Source organism: Pseudoalteromonas shioyasakiensis (assembly GCA_013391845.1).
Taxonomy (GTDB): Bacteria; Pseudomonadota; Gammaproteobacteria; order Enterobacterales; family Alteromonadaceae; genus Pseudoalteromonas; species Pseudoalteromonas apostichopi.
In genome coordinates this window covers 1,647,674-1,666,080 of the sequence record CP058414.1, presented here as the reverse complement: position 1 = coordinate 1,666,080, position 18,407 = coordinate 1,647,674, and the positions used below count along the sequence as shown (strand labels likewise).

The following is an 18,407-nucleotide window of genomic DNA, read 5'->3' as shown; positions in this document are numbered from 1 at the left end:
AACAATGCTGTTGGGAATTACTTGTTTTCGAGTAATTTACCATTACCAATTTCAATTTTGCGTGGTTTTAATGCTTCTGGAATCTCACGCTCTAAATCGATACTTAGTAAGCCATTTTCAAGGTCTGCGCCAAGTACTTTAACGTGGTCACCTAATTGGAACTTACGCTCAAAGTTACGCTCCGCAATGCCTTGATGTATGAACTTACGTTCAGCATTATCTTCTTTATCAGCTTTCGTACCGCTGACTTTTAAAGTGTTATTTTCTGACTCAATGGTCAATTCACTGTCACTAAAACCTGCTACAGCCATAGTGATACGATATTTGTCTTTATCGAGTGCTTCGATGTTATATGGAGGAAAACTTGGCTGCTTGTCTGTACGCGCTGCCGCATCCATTAATGATGCTAAGTGATCGAAACCGATGAATGAACGATAAAGTGGTGATAAGTCTACTGTACGCATAATTATATCCTCATATTTAAGCGATATTTTGTTAGTGCTCTTCTATAGAACCAGCGCTAACAAAGTTAAATTAATATTATATATTTCAATTACTTTAGTTTGTTTGGGACCCATCAGGCGTCCTCACTAAACTATCTATGGGCGGGCAAAATCTTTTCAAGATTTTTAGCAAAAAAAATTACAACTTTTTTAAATTAAATGAAATTTATACCATCGCAAACGGGTCTGAATAAGTTGATTTTAAAGGGCTAAACACGTACAAAATAACAATGAAAAAAAATCCAACTTTTTTAAAAAAATTTATCAGTGTGCTAAAAAATGTCGTGTTAATGGCTGTCGTTGTGTATGCCGTGACCGCATTTCAGCAACGTAATTTACTCTCAACTGATAAAACTCCTGCCCCCTATTTTAATTTAGCCACGCTAAATGACCCGACAGAGCGGATGACCATCGCACAATTACAAGGAAAGCAAACAGTGGTGTATTTCTTTGCGCCTTGGTGCTCAATTTGTCGCTACAGCATGCCAAATTTAGAAAAGTCCCATCAGCAAGGTAAGTTAAATGCCATAGCAATTGCCCTCGATTACCAAAACATTGCTGAAGTTAAACAGTTTACCGATTCACTGGAACTGACCATGCCAGTGTTACTTGGCAGTAAAAGTACGGGTCAAGATTATAAAGTAAGTGCCTATCCAACTTATTATGTTATTGATGAACAGTTGGCTATTACTGCTCACTCTATGGGTTACTCAACAGAACTTGGTCTTAGGATGCGGACACTTGATTAGCTAAATTACTATGATGAGAAAAACAGAATAGTACAATCGATTTTATGCGCTGTTTTTATTCATTTTATTCGTTAAGATAACAACTAGATAAACACATTCACATCGAGGAGAGCGATATGTTAACTGTAATTTTTGGCCGTGAAGGCTGCCCATACTGTGTTCGTGCAAAAGATGTTGCTGAAAAACTTGCAAATGAGCGTGACGATTTTAAATATCGTTATATTGACATAATCAAAGAAGGCATCAGCAAAGCGGATCTAGAGCAGTCTGCTGGCAAACCTTGCCCAACTGTACCACAGATTTTTATTGACCAAGCTCACATTGGTGGCTTCACTGAATTCGAAGCATACGCTAAAGAAAATTTAGGGTTATATCAATAAATTGTAAACGTGGTTGATTTTGGCAAATTCAAACTGATTAAATTATGACCAACATCAACCACATACAAATTAGTTGTAATTTATACAAGCAATTGCCTCGTATTTCCTATACAATGCGCGCCTCTTTAAATTCGTTGAGGCGTATTAATGTCAGAACCAGTCACGTTTGAATCTCTAAATCTTTCTCCTGCAATCCTTAAAGCAGTTGAAGAGTTGGGTTACAAGACTCCATCTGAAATCCAAGCTCAATGTATACCGTTATTGCTAGAAAGAAAGGACGTACTGGGACTAGCGCAAACGGGTACAGGTAAAACAGCAGCATTTGCACTGCCGTTACTAAATAATATTGACCCGTCTGTGAAGCAGCCACAGATCCTTGTTTTAACGCCTACGCGTGAACTTGCGATCCAAGTAGCTGAGGCATTCGAACAATATGCTAAGCATACTCGTGGTGTTGAAGTTTTAGCCCTTTATGGTGGCCAAAGCTACAGCATCCAACTAAGTGCACTTCGTCGTGGCGCGCAAATCATTGTTGCAACGCCAGGTCGCTTAATTGACCACATTAACCGTGGCACAATCAAGTTTGAGAGCTTACAAGCCCTTGTTCTTGATGAAGCAGACGAAATGTTACGCATGGGCTTCATTGATGATGTAGAAAGCATCATGGAGAAAACGCCACGTGAAAAGCAAACATGTCTTTTCTCTGCGACCATGCCTAAGCAAATTCAAAATATCAGCAGCAAGTACATGAATGAGCCTGAGCAAGTTCATATCTCTGCTCGTAACTCAACTGTATCTACTGTTGAGCAAGTATTTTGGAATGCACATGTACACAAAAACAAAGCTATCGTTCGCTTCTTAGAAGCTGAACAATACGATGGTGCAATTGTTTTCGTACGTACACGTAACGACACTGTACAGTTAGCTGAATTACTTGAGCGCGAAGGTTTCTCTGCCGCACCACTTAATGGTGATATGAACCAACAAGCACGTGAGCGAACAGTAGACCGTTTGAAAAACGGCCTAGTTGATATCGTTATTGCAACAGACGTTGCTGCACGTGGTCTTGATGTAGACCGTTTAAGCTTAGTAATCAACTACGATATTCCACAAGACTCAGAAGCCTACGTTCACCGTATTGGTCGTACTGGTCGTGCGGGTCGTACAGGTAAAGCGATTCTTTTCGTAAAACATAACGAGCGTTATTTACTTAAAAATATCATTCGTCATACGAAGTCAGAGATCGCACAAGTTGATTTACCAACAGCAAAAGTAGTTGAAGAAAAACGTATTAAAGCTCTTCAAGACAAATTAACTATTGCTCTTGAAAACAAAGATATCACTTTCTTTAACCAAGTAGCTGCTGACATGGCAGAAAAGCTTGAGCTAAGTGCTGAAGATTTAGCCGGTGCATTACTTTGTTTAGCGCAGCAACAATCACCAATCAAGGTTGAAGAAGTTAAAGTTCAACCGCGTGGCGAACGTAACGAGCGTCGTCGTAACGAACGAGGTGATCGTGCTGAGCGTGGCGACCGTCAAGGACGTGAGCGTAAACCTCGCGAGCCACGTGAGCGCAATAGCCGCAGCATGGGCCCTATGGATACTTACCGTATCGAAGTTGGTCGTGAGCACGGTGTACAAGTTAAAAATATCGTTGGTGCGATTGCTAACGAAGCTGATATCTCAAGCAAATTCATTGGTGATATCCGCTTACACGACAGTCACAGTACGGTACAGTTACCACAGAACATGCCAAAAGATGTGCTTGATCACTTCCAAAAGGTGTTCATCTGTAAACGTCCGATGAATATGACGCTAACGCAAGACCAAGGTCCTGCGGCTCCTCGCTCTGAACGCCCAAGCGGTGATCGTGGTGACAAAAAGCGTAGCTTCAAAGACAAAGATCGTGGTGAAAAACGTGGCGGCCCACGTAAAGAGCGTCGCCCAGTGAGCTTCACTGCGAACTAATCAAAGCTGTAAGCAATAAAAAAACCTTGTCATGAAAGTGACAAGGTTTTTTTGTGTCTGAAGTTAGGCTATCAGCCTAAAGTTTTTAAAGCCTCAGCTGGGTGGCTGAGGCTTTATTACTTAAATCGTTATGAGCCAATGGCTGGGTATGCGTAGCTTGATTGTAGGCCAAGTGGGATGCCTAAGCCCCAGTACGCGAGTAAGAAGATACTCCAACCGATTAAGAAGGCGATTGAATACGGCAACATCATGGCGATTAACGTACCAATACCTGTGCCTTTAACATACTTCTGGCAGTACACCACAACCAGTGGGAAGTATGGCATCAGTGGGGTAATGATATTAGAGCTTGAGTCACCTACACGGTACGCAGCTTGAGTCAAATCAGGTGAAATACCTAGTTGCATCAGCATTGGTACAAAGATTGGCCCTAACAGCGCCCATTTTGCTGAACTTGAACCTACAAATAGATTCACAAACGCCGTTAAGAAGATAATACCTACCACAGTCACCGAACTTGGTAATGCCATCGCTTTAAGTAGCTGTGCACCTTCAATAGCAAGTAATGCACCTAGATTTGATTTACTAAATGCGGCAATAAATAACGCGCAGAAGAACGCCATAACAATGTAGTAAGCCATACCGCTCATGGCTTTACTCATGGCATCGATCATATCTTTAGAACTTTTGAATGTACCAACTACAAAACCGTAAACTGCACCTGGGATCCAAAACAGTAAGAATATAAGTGGAACAATTGATTGCATTAACGGTGAGCGGAAATTAGTTAAAGAACCATCACTACTTCGCATTGCTGAGTCAGCTGGAGCAGAGACAAACCAAAGTAATACAAGGCCAACAATCATCACTGTGCTTGCGATATAGAATGCACGTTTTTCATCACTGCGCGCTTCATCAAAAGCAGGTAAATCTTCTGTATCACCATCAAGTGGCGTGTTTTGTAAACGCGGCTCGATAATTTTATCTGTGATATACCAGCCTAATAAGATAATAAATAAGCTTGAAGCAGAAGTGAAAAACCAGTTATTAAGCGGATTAATCGCCATATCAGGATTAATAATTTGTGCTGCACTTTGGGTAAAGCTTTGCAGTAACGGATCAATCCCTGACGGAATAAAGTTTGCGCTAAAGCCACCACTTACCCCAGCAAACGCCGCAGCAATACCAGCAAGCGGATGACGACCCATAGCATAAAAAATGACCCCAGCCAGAGGGATGACTAATACATAACCGGCATCAGTTGCCGTATGGCTGACAATCGCCACTAAGATAATAGAGGGTGTTAAAAGCTGCTTAGGTGTTACTTTTAGCATTAATTTAAGGCCAGTGTTGATAAAGCCAGAGTGCTCAGCAACACCAACACCTAACATGGCAACAAGCACCACGCCAAGTGGCGCAAAACTGGTAAAAGTTTTCACCATCGAAGACAAGAAAGTAGCAAGGGAATCCCCTGCTAATAGATTATTTACAACTATGGCTTCGCCTGTTCGCGGGTCGATTGCATCAAATGTGGTGCCCGAGAAGAGCCAAGATAAGAACCAAATAAGCAGCATTGCGACTAAGAAGATAATCGCAGGATCAGGGAGCTTGTTGCCCACCCTTTCAATCGTATTCAGAAAACGTGCGATTGCACCACTTGGTGCCTGCACATCATTATTGTTATTCATTTTCAAATTCCCTGGAAAAATATCTCGTTAACCTTAACGTATCTAAGTTCTAAGGTAAATTTTAAGTTAATAGAATTCCCTAATAAAGGTAATTACTTGATGTAAAAAAAGCGACACAGGTCGCTTTACAGTACTCATTTTAATACTCAACTAAACCGCTAGTGCTTTAACCTCATCCCAAAGGCGCACAACAAGCTCTTTATCTTCTTCGTTTAGCTCACCATTGCGATAAGCTTTAACCAGACTTGATTCAACTTGATTATTAAGTTCATCAATCGATAAATTTAATTCTTCTACTTGTGCGTAGCCTACCGCTAAGTCAAAGTGACCACGCAAATAGCCACCAGCAAATAGCTCGTCGTCAGTTGCTTTATCGACTAAATCATCAAAATATTGCTGCGCTGCATCAATATAACTTACTAAAATCATTGTTACTTCTCCTCTGGGTGCAGCCCATCTTGATGACCCACTGCATACATAATATGGTCATTAAAACCTGTGGTTACGCGAATATAACCACTTAATTCATCGTCTAACTCACTATCACCTGTATCGGCAATCAATGGTCGGCCATTTAAGGCCTGTAATTTAGTTTTAGTTGCCACTACAATAATGTTGTCGCGACCAATCGCACGGATAAGTGCAGGACTCAATTGTTGATTTCCTCGGCCGAATATATGCCCTTGTCCACCAATTAAGGTGATCACCAACTTAGTATCTTTACCTTGTGTGAGCTCAAGTAATTGCTGTGCAGTTAAATCCTGCGCAACTAGCTCTTGGTCTGCTACTAAATCAACACCTAATAAGGTATTTTCAAGACCCATCTCTTCCATTATTGCAGCCACGGTTGAACCACTGCCCATTACATATAAGCAGTCTTCGTCCATTTCACTGACAACATAGGCAGCAATGTCAGCAAGCACTAATTCATTGGTTTCTTTACCGCCATTTTTAACTGCTTGCACATATCGCACTTCACTCGGAACTTGCATTTCACCATAGCGCTTAGCTTTTACTGTACCTTCACGAAATGCATCTTCATCGATATCCATAACATCGGCATCGCCAAGGCTGACGAGTTCACCTTTGACTAGCATCTCGACAACGCGACCTGCTGCTTTAGGAGTAATAGCGTAAACGCCAGAATGTATTTTACAGCCTGCAGGAATACCTAACACAGGGGTGCTATCACCAACCGCATGACAAATATTACGTGCAGTACCATCACCACCAGCAAATAAAATAAGGTCGACACCTTGCTCAACTAATAACTTGGCAGCCTGCTCAGTGTCATCGGGGGTGGTGATTTCATTTGTTTGGTAAATCACTTGAGTTTTAAAACCAAGCTGGCGCGCCGTCTGCTCGCCCATTTCACCGTCTACTGTGTAAATGGTTAAGTCGCCTTGATGTGCAAGCAGAACTTCAAGAGCTGCTCGGGTGCGTAAGTTTGCTTTTGGCTCTGCGCCAAGTTGCATCGCCCTTGCAGCGGTATCTGCGCCATCACTTCCCTTCAGTGCCACACTGCCACCTAAGCCGGCAACCGGATTTACAATCAAACCTAATTTAAACTGCATCAGATAAAGCTCCTGGGTTGCTTTGAAAATCGCGCTGCCATGAAAACTGTGTAGCCGTTAATGGCCATGGGGTATTATAAAAATCGCTCAATGCTTTGAGGAGTGCTGTAGTGCGCTGATTAAAACCTGTTGCTAAAAAACTCAACACTTGCTGGTGAACCCGAGCCTGAAAATCAAATCGACAGGTTTGTTCACCATTTAAATTATCAACCGATACATTAAAATCGAAACCAGCTGCTGTACTTAGCGCCCATTCAATAGCTTGAGGCTTTACTTCAACCGCTTCAAATTCAGCTTGTTGGTGTTTATCACGACCATCAGGACAATACCAATAGCCATAATCTTCTTTTAATCTACGTGCCTCTCCAGCAACTAACCAGTGAGCAATCTCATGTAAGGCACTGGCATAAAAACCGTGGGCAAACACAATTTGATGATAAGACGTTTGCTCATCAGCAGGCAGGTATATAGGTTCATCATCACCCTTTATCAAACGCGTATTATGGCTTTGATAAAAGGTGTTTTCAAAAATAGCGATTAAGTCAGCAATCTGATGCATACGGCTTGAATTTATCTCGTTAAAAGCGTCACTAAAAACGAGGCGAATTGTACGGACTTTTCCCTCTAAAGTAAAAGCAAGCGCTTCCAATCACAGGTATTTCGCAATATCTACATCATCGATTTGATCTGGATTTAAATAGCGTTTTGCATACTCAAGATAGATACCTGACGTTAAGAACAATTTGAACACATCTTCATCTACATGTTGATCGGCAACCATCTTCGCTAAAATATCAATCGCAACACTCAATGGTTTGGCTTTTTTATAAGGTCTATCGGCTGCGGTCAATGCTTCAAATATATCGGCCAGCACTAACACACGCTCAGGTATCGATAAATCATCTGCAGACAATTTACGGGGATAACCCGTGCCTTTTAATGTTTCGTGATGGGTCGAGGCATAACGCGGCACACGGGCTAATTCATCAGGAAATGGGACGTTATCTAGCATCCGAATAGTACTGATAATATGCTCATTAATTTTAAATCGATCTTCGTTTGTTAAAGTACCGCGCTGAATTTGTAAGTTATACAGTTCGCCAAGATTATACTTGTATTCTGGAATGGTTACTTTTATCCCTAAACGCTCGTCATACTGTATAGGTTTATCGTGGGCAATCAAATGCTCAGGCTTATCTGAAAGTAGCTTTTCAGTGACAGGCAATTGCTCATCATTGCTTTGAACCCTTAACTCTTCAACTGGTGAAAGGCCTATTTTATCATCAAAATTTCGCTGCCAAGTGATGTTGCTAAGCGCCTCTAAACGTCCAAGGCTTGCTTCATCCATAAACTCACCGCCAACATTACAGGCTGCTATAAACGAAAAATCACTACGTAACTCTGCTTGGCGTTTAATAAGTTCAGCCTCAAGCTCTGGTTGCTTTTCAGGTGACACTAGCACGTCTTTTAAATAAGCAATTTCTGCATCCCGCCAAAGTACCTCAAAACGCGTTCTCACTTCGTGGATACGGTTATAAATAGTTTCTAACTTTGTGCCCTTGTCTACGATATGCTCTGGAGTAGTGATTTTGCCGCAGTCATGTAACCAAGCTGCGAGGCTAAATTCCCTTAGTTCGTCTTTATTTTTAAACGCAAACTGTTTAAACGCATCCTCATTTGAGTTTGAAGCTGCTTTGGCCAGCATGATCCCAAGTTCAGGTACCCGTTCACAATGTCCTGCTGTATAAGGAGACTTATCATCGATAGCCTGAGCTATAAGCTCAATAAATGACTCCATTAAGGCTTTTTGCTTTTGCTCATGCTGCTGAATTGATTGGCTCATTTGCACCATGGAGTTGGCTAAATTATTGATTTCTTTAATACTGCTTTTTAGCGTTGAAACCTGATCAAACTGACGGTGTTTAATTTTTAAATTTTCACCCTCTAAGGTCTTAATTGGCGAAACAATTGGTGAGGCAAAAAACCATGATACAGGCAGTACCATAATCAAACAGGCCGCGGTGATAAAAATAGACAGCTTAATTTTTTCACGGGTAGAGCTCAATACGCCCTCTTTGGGCACCACTATCGCTAAGTAATCGCTATTGCTCCCCCCTTCTGAAACAGGGGTAATATACACGTACTTCTCAACGCCATTTAGAGTCATTAAACGTAAATGGGCGAAGTTTGCCCGATCTGTAATTAGAGTAAGAAATTCAGGGTATGGCACTGTGCCAATCACTTGTGATTGCTGACTAGGATCGCTCCCTAACCATTTACGCTCTAGTGCAGCAATATACGAATTTGGGAGCTGCTCTATCGCCATATTAATTAAATCTTTTAGCTCTGCATCATCAGGATGAAACAATAAATGCAGAGTATCTGGTAGGAGATCATGACTATAACTATCAAGCTGATTATATTGAATCCCTTCAATAAAAAACTGATTTTGAGTGTATTTGAACACTGCTTCGTTATCTAACCCTGCATACACACGTCCTTGGCTTACCGCATCGAGCACCGCTTTGGTACTTGGCAGCTCAACAATGTCGATATCAGGAAAGTGCTCTTTAATCACTTTAATTACCGACCAGCCTTCACCAATTGCTAACTGTTTGCCCGCTAACTGCTTCATGCTAACGACCGGTGTTGAACCTTTTGCAGTAATGATACTGAACGGCAAAGTTGCCATTGTTTGGCTCATAAGACCGAGCGACTCATTTGCTGGGGTTTTAAAAATAGGCTGTACAATATCTATTTCATCTTTTGCAAATTGAGTTAAAAACTCAGTCCATGTAAAACCGTTAATAAAAGTTACCTTAATTCCGAGTAACTCAGCCAAGGCATTAATATAATCAATGCTATAGCCTTTCGGGTTACCGCCGACACTAAAGTCCATTGGTGGCCAATTAGTTTCGTTAGAAACGCTCAAATAAGGGTACTTCGCCAATACACTTTGCTGCTGTTCTGTTAAGGGAAGTTTTTCAAGCCTTGGCAAAAGTAAGCTATTTTTTTGTTGGTTAGAGGCAACAATTTCACCTTCTTTATTGTAAATGTATAGCTCACTTAAATACTGGCTGCTCATTTTACTTTGCTGTTGACTCAAATATTCAGAAATACTCGACAAGCTAACGTCTAACGCCAACACACTATTTTCATTTGCTGACTTTATTGAGTAGGTTTGCCCAGGTGCTTGCAGGTGAGTAAAGAAATATGGCTTTGTTTTTTTCACGCGTGTTGAGTTTGCTTGCTTAAACCACAAGCGCTCTCGCGGATCATAGCTGGTGCCTTTGGTTTGCGAGATACGTAAATTAAATTGCTGGTCAAAATAATGAGTATGCTGAACACGCTCTGCCCCTTCACCGCTAATGTGGATCACCACCCAACGGTCTGCTTCAATGGCCTGCAACTGCTGACGCACTATTTCACTGCTTTCTAAATTAATTAATTCATAAAAGTCACCATTTTCATAGCCTACATACAACGCATAAAACAATGGATTGAGCTGCATGATTTCACTCATGACATTTCTCAGCTCACTTTTATCTTCGCTGTTGGCACTGATCAAGCTACTATTTTGAACCATTACACTTAGCGTGTTTTCTGACTTTTCATTCACCCTTGCAAGGTAATCAACCACTGAACCTGTGGCTAAATTAAAGTTTTTGACACTGGCCTCTATAGCCATTTTTTCGCTGAAATAATATTGCAGACTAATTGCAATGAGAGCTGTTAGTGAAGTTGCTAAAACGAACACGGCAACAACGGTAAGGCGAATCGAAAAACGAATTCTCGATTTAAGTTTTTGAAAAGCAGATACCAGCACTTATGCATCTCCTTGCAATGCTTTGTTCGTTAGTAATATTAGCTTGTATATCTTTTATACACCAATAATTTTGTATTACAAACAAAACTCTGCAATTTTATCCTAAAGCATAAGCAAATAATTACCTTAGATATTTTGTTAAATTGACAGAATCAATTTGCGACTCATGTAAAAACTGTTTTGCATATTTTAGGTAAATGCCGGAAGTTAAAAAGAGCTCAAATACGTCACGGTCAATATGATCGTCATCAACCATTTTCGCTAAAATATCAATAGCAACACTCAAAGGTTTGGCTTTTTTATATGGGCGGTCTGCCGCGGTTAATGCTTCGAAGATATCAGCAAGTACTAACACACGTTCAGGTATTGATAATTGTTCCGCGGTTAATTTTCGTGGGTAGCCAGTCCCTTTTAAGGTTTCGTGGTGGGTTGATGCATAACGCGGAACTTTCGCTAATTCTTTCGGGAATGGCACACTACCAAGCATACGAATTGTACTGATCACATGCTCATTGATCTTAAACCGGTCTTCCGCTGTAAGCGTGCCCCGCGCCACCGACAAGTTATACACTTCGCCAAGGTTATATTTATACTCCGGAATCGCCATATTAATGCCCAAACTTTCTGGGTACTCAACGGCTTTTTCGTGTGGAATTAAATCACTTAGCTTATCGCTCAGGAGTGACTCTTCGACAGGTAAATGCTGATTCTTCAAATCAGCCATACGCATTTCTTCAAGGGGCGATAAACCTAAACTTGCGTCAAAATGGCGCTGCCACTTAATGCTAGCAACCTCATGTAAACGAGACAGCTGCACTTCATCCATAAACTCACCACCAACATTACAGGCAGCAATAAAGCTAAAGTCTGCGTGTAACTTTTTGGTTCGTTGGTCAAGCGTTTGCTGGAGCTTAGATTGTTGCTCAGGATGGGCTAATAACTGCTCATAATAAGTAATTTTTGCATCACGTAGCAGCACCTCAAATCGAGTACGTACTTCATGAATACGGTTATAAATGGTTTCAAGCTTAGTGCCTTTATCAACGATATGCTCAGGCGTAGTAATTTTACCACAGTCGTGCAACCACGCAGCTAAGCGAAACTCTCGTCGTTCATCAGACGTTTTAAAGCTGAACTCAGAAAACGCCTCATTTTTTGAGTCTGACGCAGCATCAGCAAGCCAAATACCCAGCTCAGGGACCCGCTCACAGTGCCCTGCCGTATATGGTGATTTGTCATCAATCGCTTGGGCGATAAGCTCTACAAATGACTCCATCAGGGCTTTTTGTGAGTTTTCATGTTGCTCAATAGAGCGGCTCATATCCACCATCGAACTTGCCAAATAATGGATTTCTAAAATGTGGCTAGAGAGTGTTGAAACTTCATTATAATCTCGCTGCTGAATTTTTTTATTTTCACCTACTAATTTGAGAATCGGGTTGACGATTGAAGAGGCAAAAAACCAAGAGACTGGCAGCAGCAAAATTAAAAATAAACCAGTCACTAAAATTGAAATACGAATTTTATCTCTTATAACCGCCAGCACGTCATCTTTAGATACCAGCACCGTGAAATAATCAACTTCATCTGATTGCATATCGCTACTAAGCGGCAGCGGCAATACAAACATGTATTTTTCTATGCCCTTTTCATGCACATTTAACATTTTGCCGAATTGATGTTCTTTGTTAGCAAGCCCTGATTTTTGTTCATCCAATTTAACTAACTTAGATAGGTCAGCAAAACTATGCTGATGACTTTGATTTTTACTGCTTGCGATAATTTCACCATTCCCCCGATAAACATACATTTCGCTTTCAACAAGGTGCTTCATTTTAGATTGTTGGTCGGTTAAAAAGTGATTCAAACTTGCACTGGCTATATCAATCGCTAATACATCGCCTGTTTGCGCTGACTTTATTGCATAGGTGTAACCTGGTACCTCAAGTACTTTAAACACATACAGCTCGGTTTTCGTTACAGAGTCACTCGTTGCATCCAGAAACCAAACTCTATTCCGTGGGTCGTAATCCGTAGTTTGGGTGTCTCTTTTACGAATGACCAACGACTCATCTAAATACGTGGTTACCTGCTTACGCTCCCCCCCCTGCCCAGAAATTTGATACACTAACCAATGATCGTCTTCATCGAGCTGGATTGATGGGGGAAGCTTTGCATACCCTTTTAAATTAATAACCTGTAATAAGTCACCATTAGCATGACCAAGAATTAGCGAATAAAAGTCTGGATGACGCGTTAAAATTTCGATCAGCACTTGCTGTAAAATTTCTTTGTTATTTTGGCTCTCTGATAATAGCCTAGTGTCGTGGATCATCACGCTTAAGGTATTATCAGCACGCTGATTGATTCTTGTTATGTGATCGGCTATTTGCTGACTAGTTTGTTTGAACTGTTCTGATTTAGATTGCAGTAATAACTTTTCACTAAAGTAATAATGCAAACTTATCGCCACGATACCGGTGAGTAAGCTAGCAAGGGCAAAAACCAGCAATACACTTGCCCTAATTGAAATTTTATAGCCTTCCGCCTGGCGTGTTAGCATTCGCGACTCCTTGCTTGCTAATAATTCAGATTAAATTAATAGAAAAGAATGTATAAAGATTATACTTAAACGAGCATAAGGTACATATTTTGTACTTATATTTAGGCTATTAAAATTTAATAACTAATTGATTCCGTCCTGCATCTTTAGCCTGATAAAGTGCAGCATCAGCTCTGGAGATAACTGACTTTTGCTCCTCTTCTTTCATTACGGTTAAGCCAAAACTTGCACGTATTGCTAAAGATAACTCACCAACCTCGCACATTTCACTATTCATCCTTGCGATCATAGTATTAATAATAACAGTTGCATCTGACACTGAGCATAGTGGTAGCACAATAACAAATTCTTCACCGCCAAATCGATATACATCATCAGAGGAACGTAATGAGTCAGTTAAAAAAGCAGAAAAACGCTGCAATACAACATCACCTACCTCGTGACCATGGGTATCGTTAACACGTTTGAAGTAATCAATATCAGCTAAAATAACACATACTTGCTTGGACTCACCTTGCTGCTGTTTAACCATCCGCTGATATTCTTCATAGGCATTATCAAAAGCACGACGGTTAGGTAACTGAGTAAGGGCATCTTTAAGGGCTTGGCTTTTCATCTCATGGGCAAGCTGAGCAAGCTGGGTGTTCCTTACAAAAAGTTCTCTACGGATAATATGTTCATGAGCAGCCATGATCATACCTGCTAAGTTTGCTGCCACATGCGCTAAAACCACCATGTAAAAAGAGTGGTTAGATATTTCTTTACTGAAATAGATAACAGAGATAGCAAGAGCACTATATGAAATACTTAAAAATACCGATAACTTAATTGAAACCAAGGTCGAGAAATAAAATGTGATCAAGATGATCACATCAAAAAACATATGCAAAATATAGAAACGCTCATAAGTGATAGCCATAAATTGCATGTTCAAAAATAAAAACAGCATAAACACAGATATCACCAAACGAAATGACTGGATGCTTTTAATATAATTCAGAGCAAAAGCACTAAGAATACAAACTGAGACCATAATAGCTCGGCCGATTAAAGCGGTTTCTGGCCAAAATGAAGCCTGTATAATCATCTTATCGAAGAAGGTTACAAGCGCAGTGACTAATGCAATTGTACAGCACAAAAATTGTGCTATTTTTTTATCTTGACCGAATTTACTTTGTAAAAAGACATGCTCTACCTCAAGCGACTTAAATTGACAGGCATAGCGCTCAATTGTCATATCTTGATTTAATAATTTTGCTGCAAAAGCGCCCATAAATAAATGCCTACTACGAAAGGAAATGTGGGATGTTCGATTAAAGAGCAACTACTCTAGTATAGTGTGTGTGCTCATTAATTGAACTAGTATTTTTGTATAAAAATATGCCAAAAAATCCCACGCAAAAGTATAATAGGCAATAAAATTAATAGTTAGAAATTCTCAATATCGGCTAGTTAATTTCCTCACCTGCTTCATCACAGTCAACGATATCTGTTTCCTTAAGAGCTTCGCTAATCCAGATTTTGATAACCGGGCAAGCAAGTAGATGCTGGCAATAAGTTTGTGCAGCACACGATAGCTCAACTTGATACGTTTTAAAACGAAGTACTACAGGTGCGAACATCGCATCAACAATAGAGAAATCGCCAAATAACCACATATTAGGATAACTTTGTTGCTGAGAAGAAAATATCTCATCGATACGAGCGATATCTTTTTTAGCTTGTTCTGATAATTCAACATGCCTTTTAGCACGAATATTCATTGGCATTTCATTACGAAGTGCAGCAAAACCAGAGTGCATCTCGGCAGCTAAACTGCGCGCTTTTGCTCTTTGGGCTATTTCACTAGGCCAAGCGGCACCATTTAGATAAGCATCATTGATGTATTCACAAATAGCGAGTGAGTCCCACACGGTTAACTCAGCATCAATAAGTGCCGGCACTTTTTGCACGGGAAACTTATTTTTTAATGCTTCATAAAATTCAGGCGTATCTAAAACCAATTGTTGCTCTTTAAAAGAAACATTGAATTTACTTAGTAAATACCACGCTCGCAATGACCAAGTTGAGTAGTTTTTATTGCCAATAAATAATTGCATTGTACTTCCTTTAACGTTTAGATTAGGCTCACTATAAAACAGCAATTGGGCAATTACTCGCCAATTGTTTTTATAGTACCTATAAGAAAAGCTGATACATTATGGATATTGATGCCCTTAGAACATTTTGCGCCTTCGTCGATACAGGTAGTTTCACCCGTGCTGCAGCACAAATTTCCAGAACCCAATCTGCGGTAAGTATGCAAATGAAAAAGCTTGAACAGGACCTCGCAAGTTCACTATTTGAAAAGCAAGGTCGTCAGCTGGTGCTAACCCATCAAGGCCACCAGCTAGCAAGTTATGCGAAGCAACTGATAGCCCTTCATGATGAAGCCTTTAAACAATTAAAAGCAGGTACTGGCAATTTACGTGTGCGCATCGGCTGTCCTGACGACTATGTCCACTCTTTGCTACCACAGCTTGTTTGTGCCCTACACCAACAGTTTGATGCCTTAGATATACAGATAAGCTGCGCCCCAAGTTCTGAGCTTAGAGCCAAACTAGACCAAGGTATGCTCGATTTAGTTGTTGCCACTCGCTCACCAGACAGCGAAGAAGGTTACTTATTGCAATCAAGCCAAGGCGTATGGGTGAAAAGCCCCGCTTTTGAGATTGAAGATTCAACCCCACTTCCTATTGCCCTGTTTCAACGAGACTGTAAGTTTCACCAAGCCAGTATTGAAGGTCTCTTAAAAACCGAGCGTCGTTTTAATATTATTGCCTGCTGTGGATCAGCAGGTGCATTACATGGCTTAATTGAACAAGGGTTGGCAATCGGCAGCATGGCGCGAATAAGCATGCAAAAAGGTTTGGAAGAAATCAGCGATAATTCGTTACCAGTACTGCCTATGATTGATATCGTACTGTTGTACGGTAATCATGCCCACAATCCACTCAATCATGAACAGCTTAAGCAGCTTGTGGAGTTGATTAAGACGTAAAGAACATATCAAGCTACTGAAGTTTTACTAACTTACGAGTTCTATAAGGTTCTGTAAGATATAAAAACTCTTTTAAATCATGAGCACTGTTGATCAACATATGTTGCTTAGGTTGTGTTAACTGCCAACTTTCTGTTTCAGCAGTTGCCAAATCGATACGCTGGAAATTAATTGTATCTGCATGCTCCATTGTTACTGCTAATTGCTGGTTACTAACAGATATACCAATAATGTCATTGCTAGCTGCTTGCCAAACAGTTTCTATATCTCCACGGGTATTAACTCGAAACACTTCATTGCTATTTGAGAAGTAGATCTGATCTTGCTCATCTAAATCCATACCATAACAGCTTAAACGTTTCCCTGAGCCTGTGAATGGTGTCAACGTTAAGCTTGTTAAATCGAATTTTGCTGGATGAAACGTCTGTCCATCCTCTGCTCGATACGAAACTAAAATCGCGTCTTCATTGTGATACATTTCTCTCAAATAAAAAGAGTGATTTCCATGAGGTATTGTTTCATAAGTGCCACTGTTTAAATCAATTTTAAACAGTGTATCTTTACTTGCGGTGTAAACCAGCCGTGCGTCTTGGCTCCAAACAATGCCAAATAACTCATGGTTATCAGGGTTAGCAAAAATGCGCGTTTGCTTGCCACTATCGTATAAAAATAATTGTTTTAATCCAAAACGATGAGACTCAAAAACAAATTTCGTTGAGTCTGGCGAAAACACGGGTAGAAAGTCGATTGATGAGGTATCAACGAGTTTAGTCAATTTGTCAGGGTTGGCCCGTGTTTGGCTAACAATATCTACATCAACATTCACTAACTCCATCAAAATGGCTTCAGCGTCTGGTGTGTACTGTGCATCACGAATTATTTGATAATTATTAAATGAAATTAACTGAAGCTCACCATCAAGATCTAGATTTACAAGCTGATTTCGTTGGCTAATTAATAGCGCTTGATTATTCGGGTGCCAACTTAACCCTTGAATACCGTTTTCTATGATAGCAATAGTTTGTATTTTTTTACTGGCAAGGTCGAGTACATCAATACGGTATTTATTTTGCCCAGCCTCAATCCCCATCGCGACTTTACTACCATCTTTCGATAACGCATTAACGAGCAACCAATCTTGCTGTGTAGCAGCTAGTAACTGTGTCTTTTGTTTAGATTCTAAGTTAAGTGAAACGAGTCGAGTATCGTTGTTTAGTTTATCTTTTTCTATGTAATAGAGCAGCTTATCAACATGCCAATCGATGTGGTGACTGGTTAAAACGGTGTCATTAAAAACACTCACAGTCGCTTGTTCTAATGGCTGAAATTTAGATAAATCAATGCTTATAGTGTTTAGATGTTGTTTCTGCTCTGTACTTTTCACAAATGCAATCGCATTATCGGAGGTCGACCACCCCAAAGCGAAGTAGCTTGCAGCATCTTCAGTCAGCCTCACCTCTCGCTCAGTCTCAAGCTCTTTAATCCAAATCTGCTGACTTCCTTTATTACCTCGAACAAAAGCAAGGTACTTACCACTATGTGAAAGTGACAAATTAGCTTCATTTAGTTCACTCGAAGTGAGTGGCATCAACTGAGTAAAGTGAGCAGTATCTTGTTGTTTAGGCACTAGTTGCCACGCAATAGCAATAAAGCTAACTAGTAAAACAAACAGCAACAGAACATGTTGCGCTTTTAATTTTTTGCCTGGCCCCTGTGTTACTTTCTCAAGGCTATAACCGCGCTTAGGGTGTGTAATTATAAACTGTGGGTTCTTGGCATCTTCTTGGAGTGCTTTTCGTAGCAATGCTATACAACGCTGTACCGAACTGGGGTTATAGGTAGCATTAGGCCACACTTTTGCAAAGATTACTTCTTGGCTTACAACTTCACCTTTATTTAAATAAAGGGTATGTAATACATCCATGACCTTTGGCTCGACTATTTGCTTATAATCTTGCGATGAAATTAAACATCGACTCTCATCAATTGCAAACTTGCCGATTCGATAACGCGCCACTTACTTCTCCAATAAATATTTACGAATCAAAGATTAAGGTTTTCTTAAGAGAAACTCAAGGGTTACTCCATTGTCACTTTGCTCTGGCTATTGGATTGT

The 18,407-nt window shown here is 40.4% G+C and carries 14 protein-coding genes; 4 read left to right on the top strand and 10 right to left on the bottom strand.

Annotation, left to right across the window (positions count from 1 at the left end):
* Window positions 1-17 precede the first annotated feature (17 nt).
* A complete protein-coding gene (locus HYD28_07655; protein QLE08859.1) occupies window positions 18-464 on the bottom strand; it encodes an Hsp20 family protein in 447 nt (148 codons plus the stop codon).
* Window positions 465-733: 269 nt separating this feature from the next.
* On the opposite strand from HYD28_07655, the gene HYD28_07650 reads away from it, so the two are divergent.
* The 3 genes from HYD28_07650 (at window position 734) to HYD28_07640 (ending at window position 3,600) form a co-directional block, all read left to right on the top strand.
* A complete protein-coding gene (locus HYD28_07650) occupies window positions 734-1,252 on the top strand; it encodes a TlpA family protein disulfide reductase (protein QLE08858.1) in 519 nt (172 codons plus the stop codon).
* A 116-nt stretch (window positions 1,253-1,368) separates the two neighbouring features.
* The gene (locus HYD28_07645; protein QLE08857.1) at window positions 1,369-1,632 is read left to right on the top strand and encodes a GrxA family glutaredoxin; all 264 of its coding nucleotides are present in this window, start codon (window positions 1,369-1,371) and stop codon (window positions 1,630-1,632) included.
* Window positions 1,633-1,779: 147 nt separating this feature from the next.
* Window positions 1,780-3,600, top strand: a complete 1,821-nt coding sequence (locus tag HYD28_07640) for a DEAD/DEAH box helicase (protein QLE08856.1) — start codon at window positions 1,780-1,782, stop codon at window positions 3,598-3,600.
* A 128-nt stretch (window positions 3,601-3,728) separates the two neighbouring features.
* Here HYD28_07640 and HYD28_07635 read toward each other — a convergent pair whose 3' ends face one another.
* From HYD28_07635 to HYD28_07600, 8 genes are all read right to left on the bottom strand, one after another.
* Window positions 3,729-5,288, bottom strand: a complete 1,560-nt coding sequence (locus HYD28_07635; GenBank protein ID QLE08855.1) for an AbgT family transporter — start codon at window positions 5,286-5,288, stop codon at window positions 3,729-3,731.
* A gap of 150 nt (window positions 5,289-5,438) precedes the next feature.
* Window positions 5,439-5,717, bottom strand: a complete 279-nt coding sequence (locus tag HYD28_07630; protein QLE08854.1) for a YfcL family protein — start codon at window positions 5,715-5,717, stop codon at window positions 5,439-5,441.
* Window positions 5,718-5,719: 2 nt separating this feature from the next.
* Window positions 5,720-6,862 (bottom strand): ATP-NAD kinase family protein, encoded by a 1,143-nt coding sequence (locus HYD28_07625; GenBank protein QLE08853.1) that lies wholly within the window; start codon window positions 6,860-6,862, stop codon window positions 5,720-5,722.
* The gene (locus tag HYD28_07620) at window positions 6,852-7,421 is read right to left on the bottom strand and encodes an elongation factor P hydroxylase (protein QLE08852.1); all 570 of its coding nucleotides are present in this window, start codon (window positions 7,419-7,421) and stop codon (window positions 6,852-6,854) included. Before HYD28_07620 ends, HYD28_07625 begins: the two co-directional genes overlap by 11 nt.
* Before the next feature lie 90 nt (window positions 7,422-7,511).
* Window positions 7,512-10,688 (bottom strand): transporter substrate-binding domain-containing protein, encoded by a 3,177-nt coding sequence (locus HYD28_07615; GenBank protein QLE08851.1) that lies wholly within the window; start codon window positions 10,686-10,688, stop codon window positions 7,512-7,514.
* Window positions 10,689-10,809: 121 nt separating this feature from the next.
* Window positions 10,810-13,251 carry a hypothetical protein gene (locus HYD28_07610; GenBank protein QLE08850.1) on the bottom strand — a complete coding sequence of 814 codons (2,442 nt, stop codon included), beginning with the start codon at window positions 13,249-13,251 and terminating at the stop codon, window positions 10,810-10,812.
* A 109-nt stretch (window positions 13,252-13,360) separates the two neighbouring features.
* The gene (locus tag HYD28_07605; protein QLE08849.1) at window positions 13,361-14,524 is read right to left on the bottom strand and encodes a GGDEF domain-containing protein; all 1,164 of its coding nucleotides are present in this window, start codon (window positions 14,522-14,524) and stop codon (window positions 13,361-13,363) included.
* 175 nt (window positions 14,525-14,699) lie between these two features.
* Complete coding sequence (locus HYD28_07600) at window positions 14,700-15,350, bottom strand: glutathione S-transferase family protein (GenBank protein ID QLE08848.1); 651 nt, start codon at window positions 15,348-15,350, stop codon at window positions 14,700-14,702.
* 101 nt (window positions 15,351-15,451) lie between these two features.
* Here HYD28_07600 and HYD28_07595 point away from each other — a divergent pair, with 101 nt between their 5' ends.
* On the top strand, window positions 15,452-16,291 hold the full coding sequence (locus HYD28_07595) for a LysR family transcriptional regulator (protein QLE08847.1): 840 nt from the start codon (window positions 15,452-15,454) through the stop codon (window positions 16,289-16,291).
* A 13-nt stretch (window positions 16,292-16,304) separates the two neighbouring features.
* Here HYD28_07595 and HYD28_07590 read toward each other — a convergent pair whose 3' ends face one another.
* Entirely contained in the window at window positions 16,305-18,308 is a 2,004-nt protein-coding gene (locus HYD28_07590) for a winged helix-turn-helix domain-containing protein (protein ID QLE08846.1), read from the bottom strand.
* Between the last annotated feature and the right edge of the window lie 99 nt (window positions 18,309-18,407).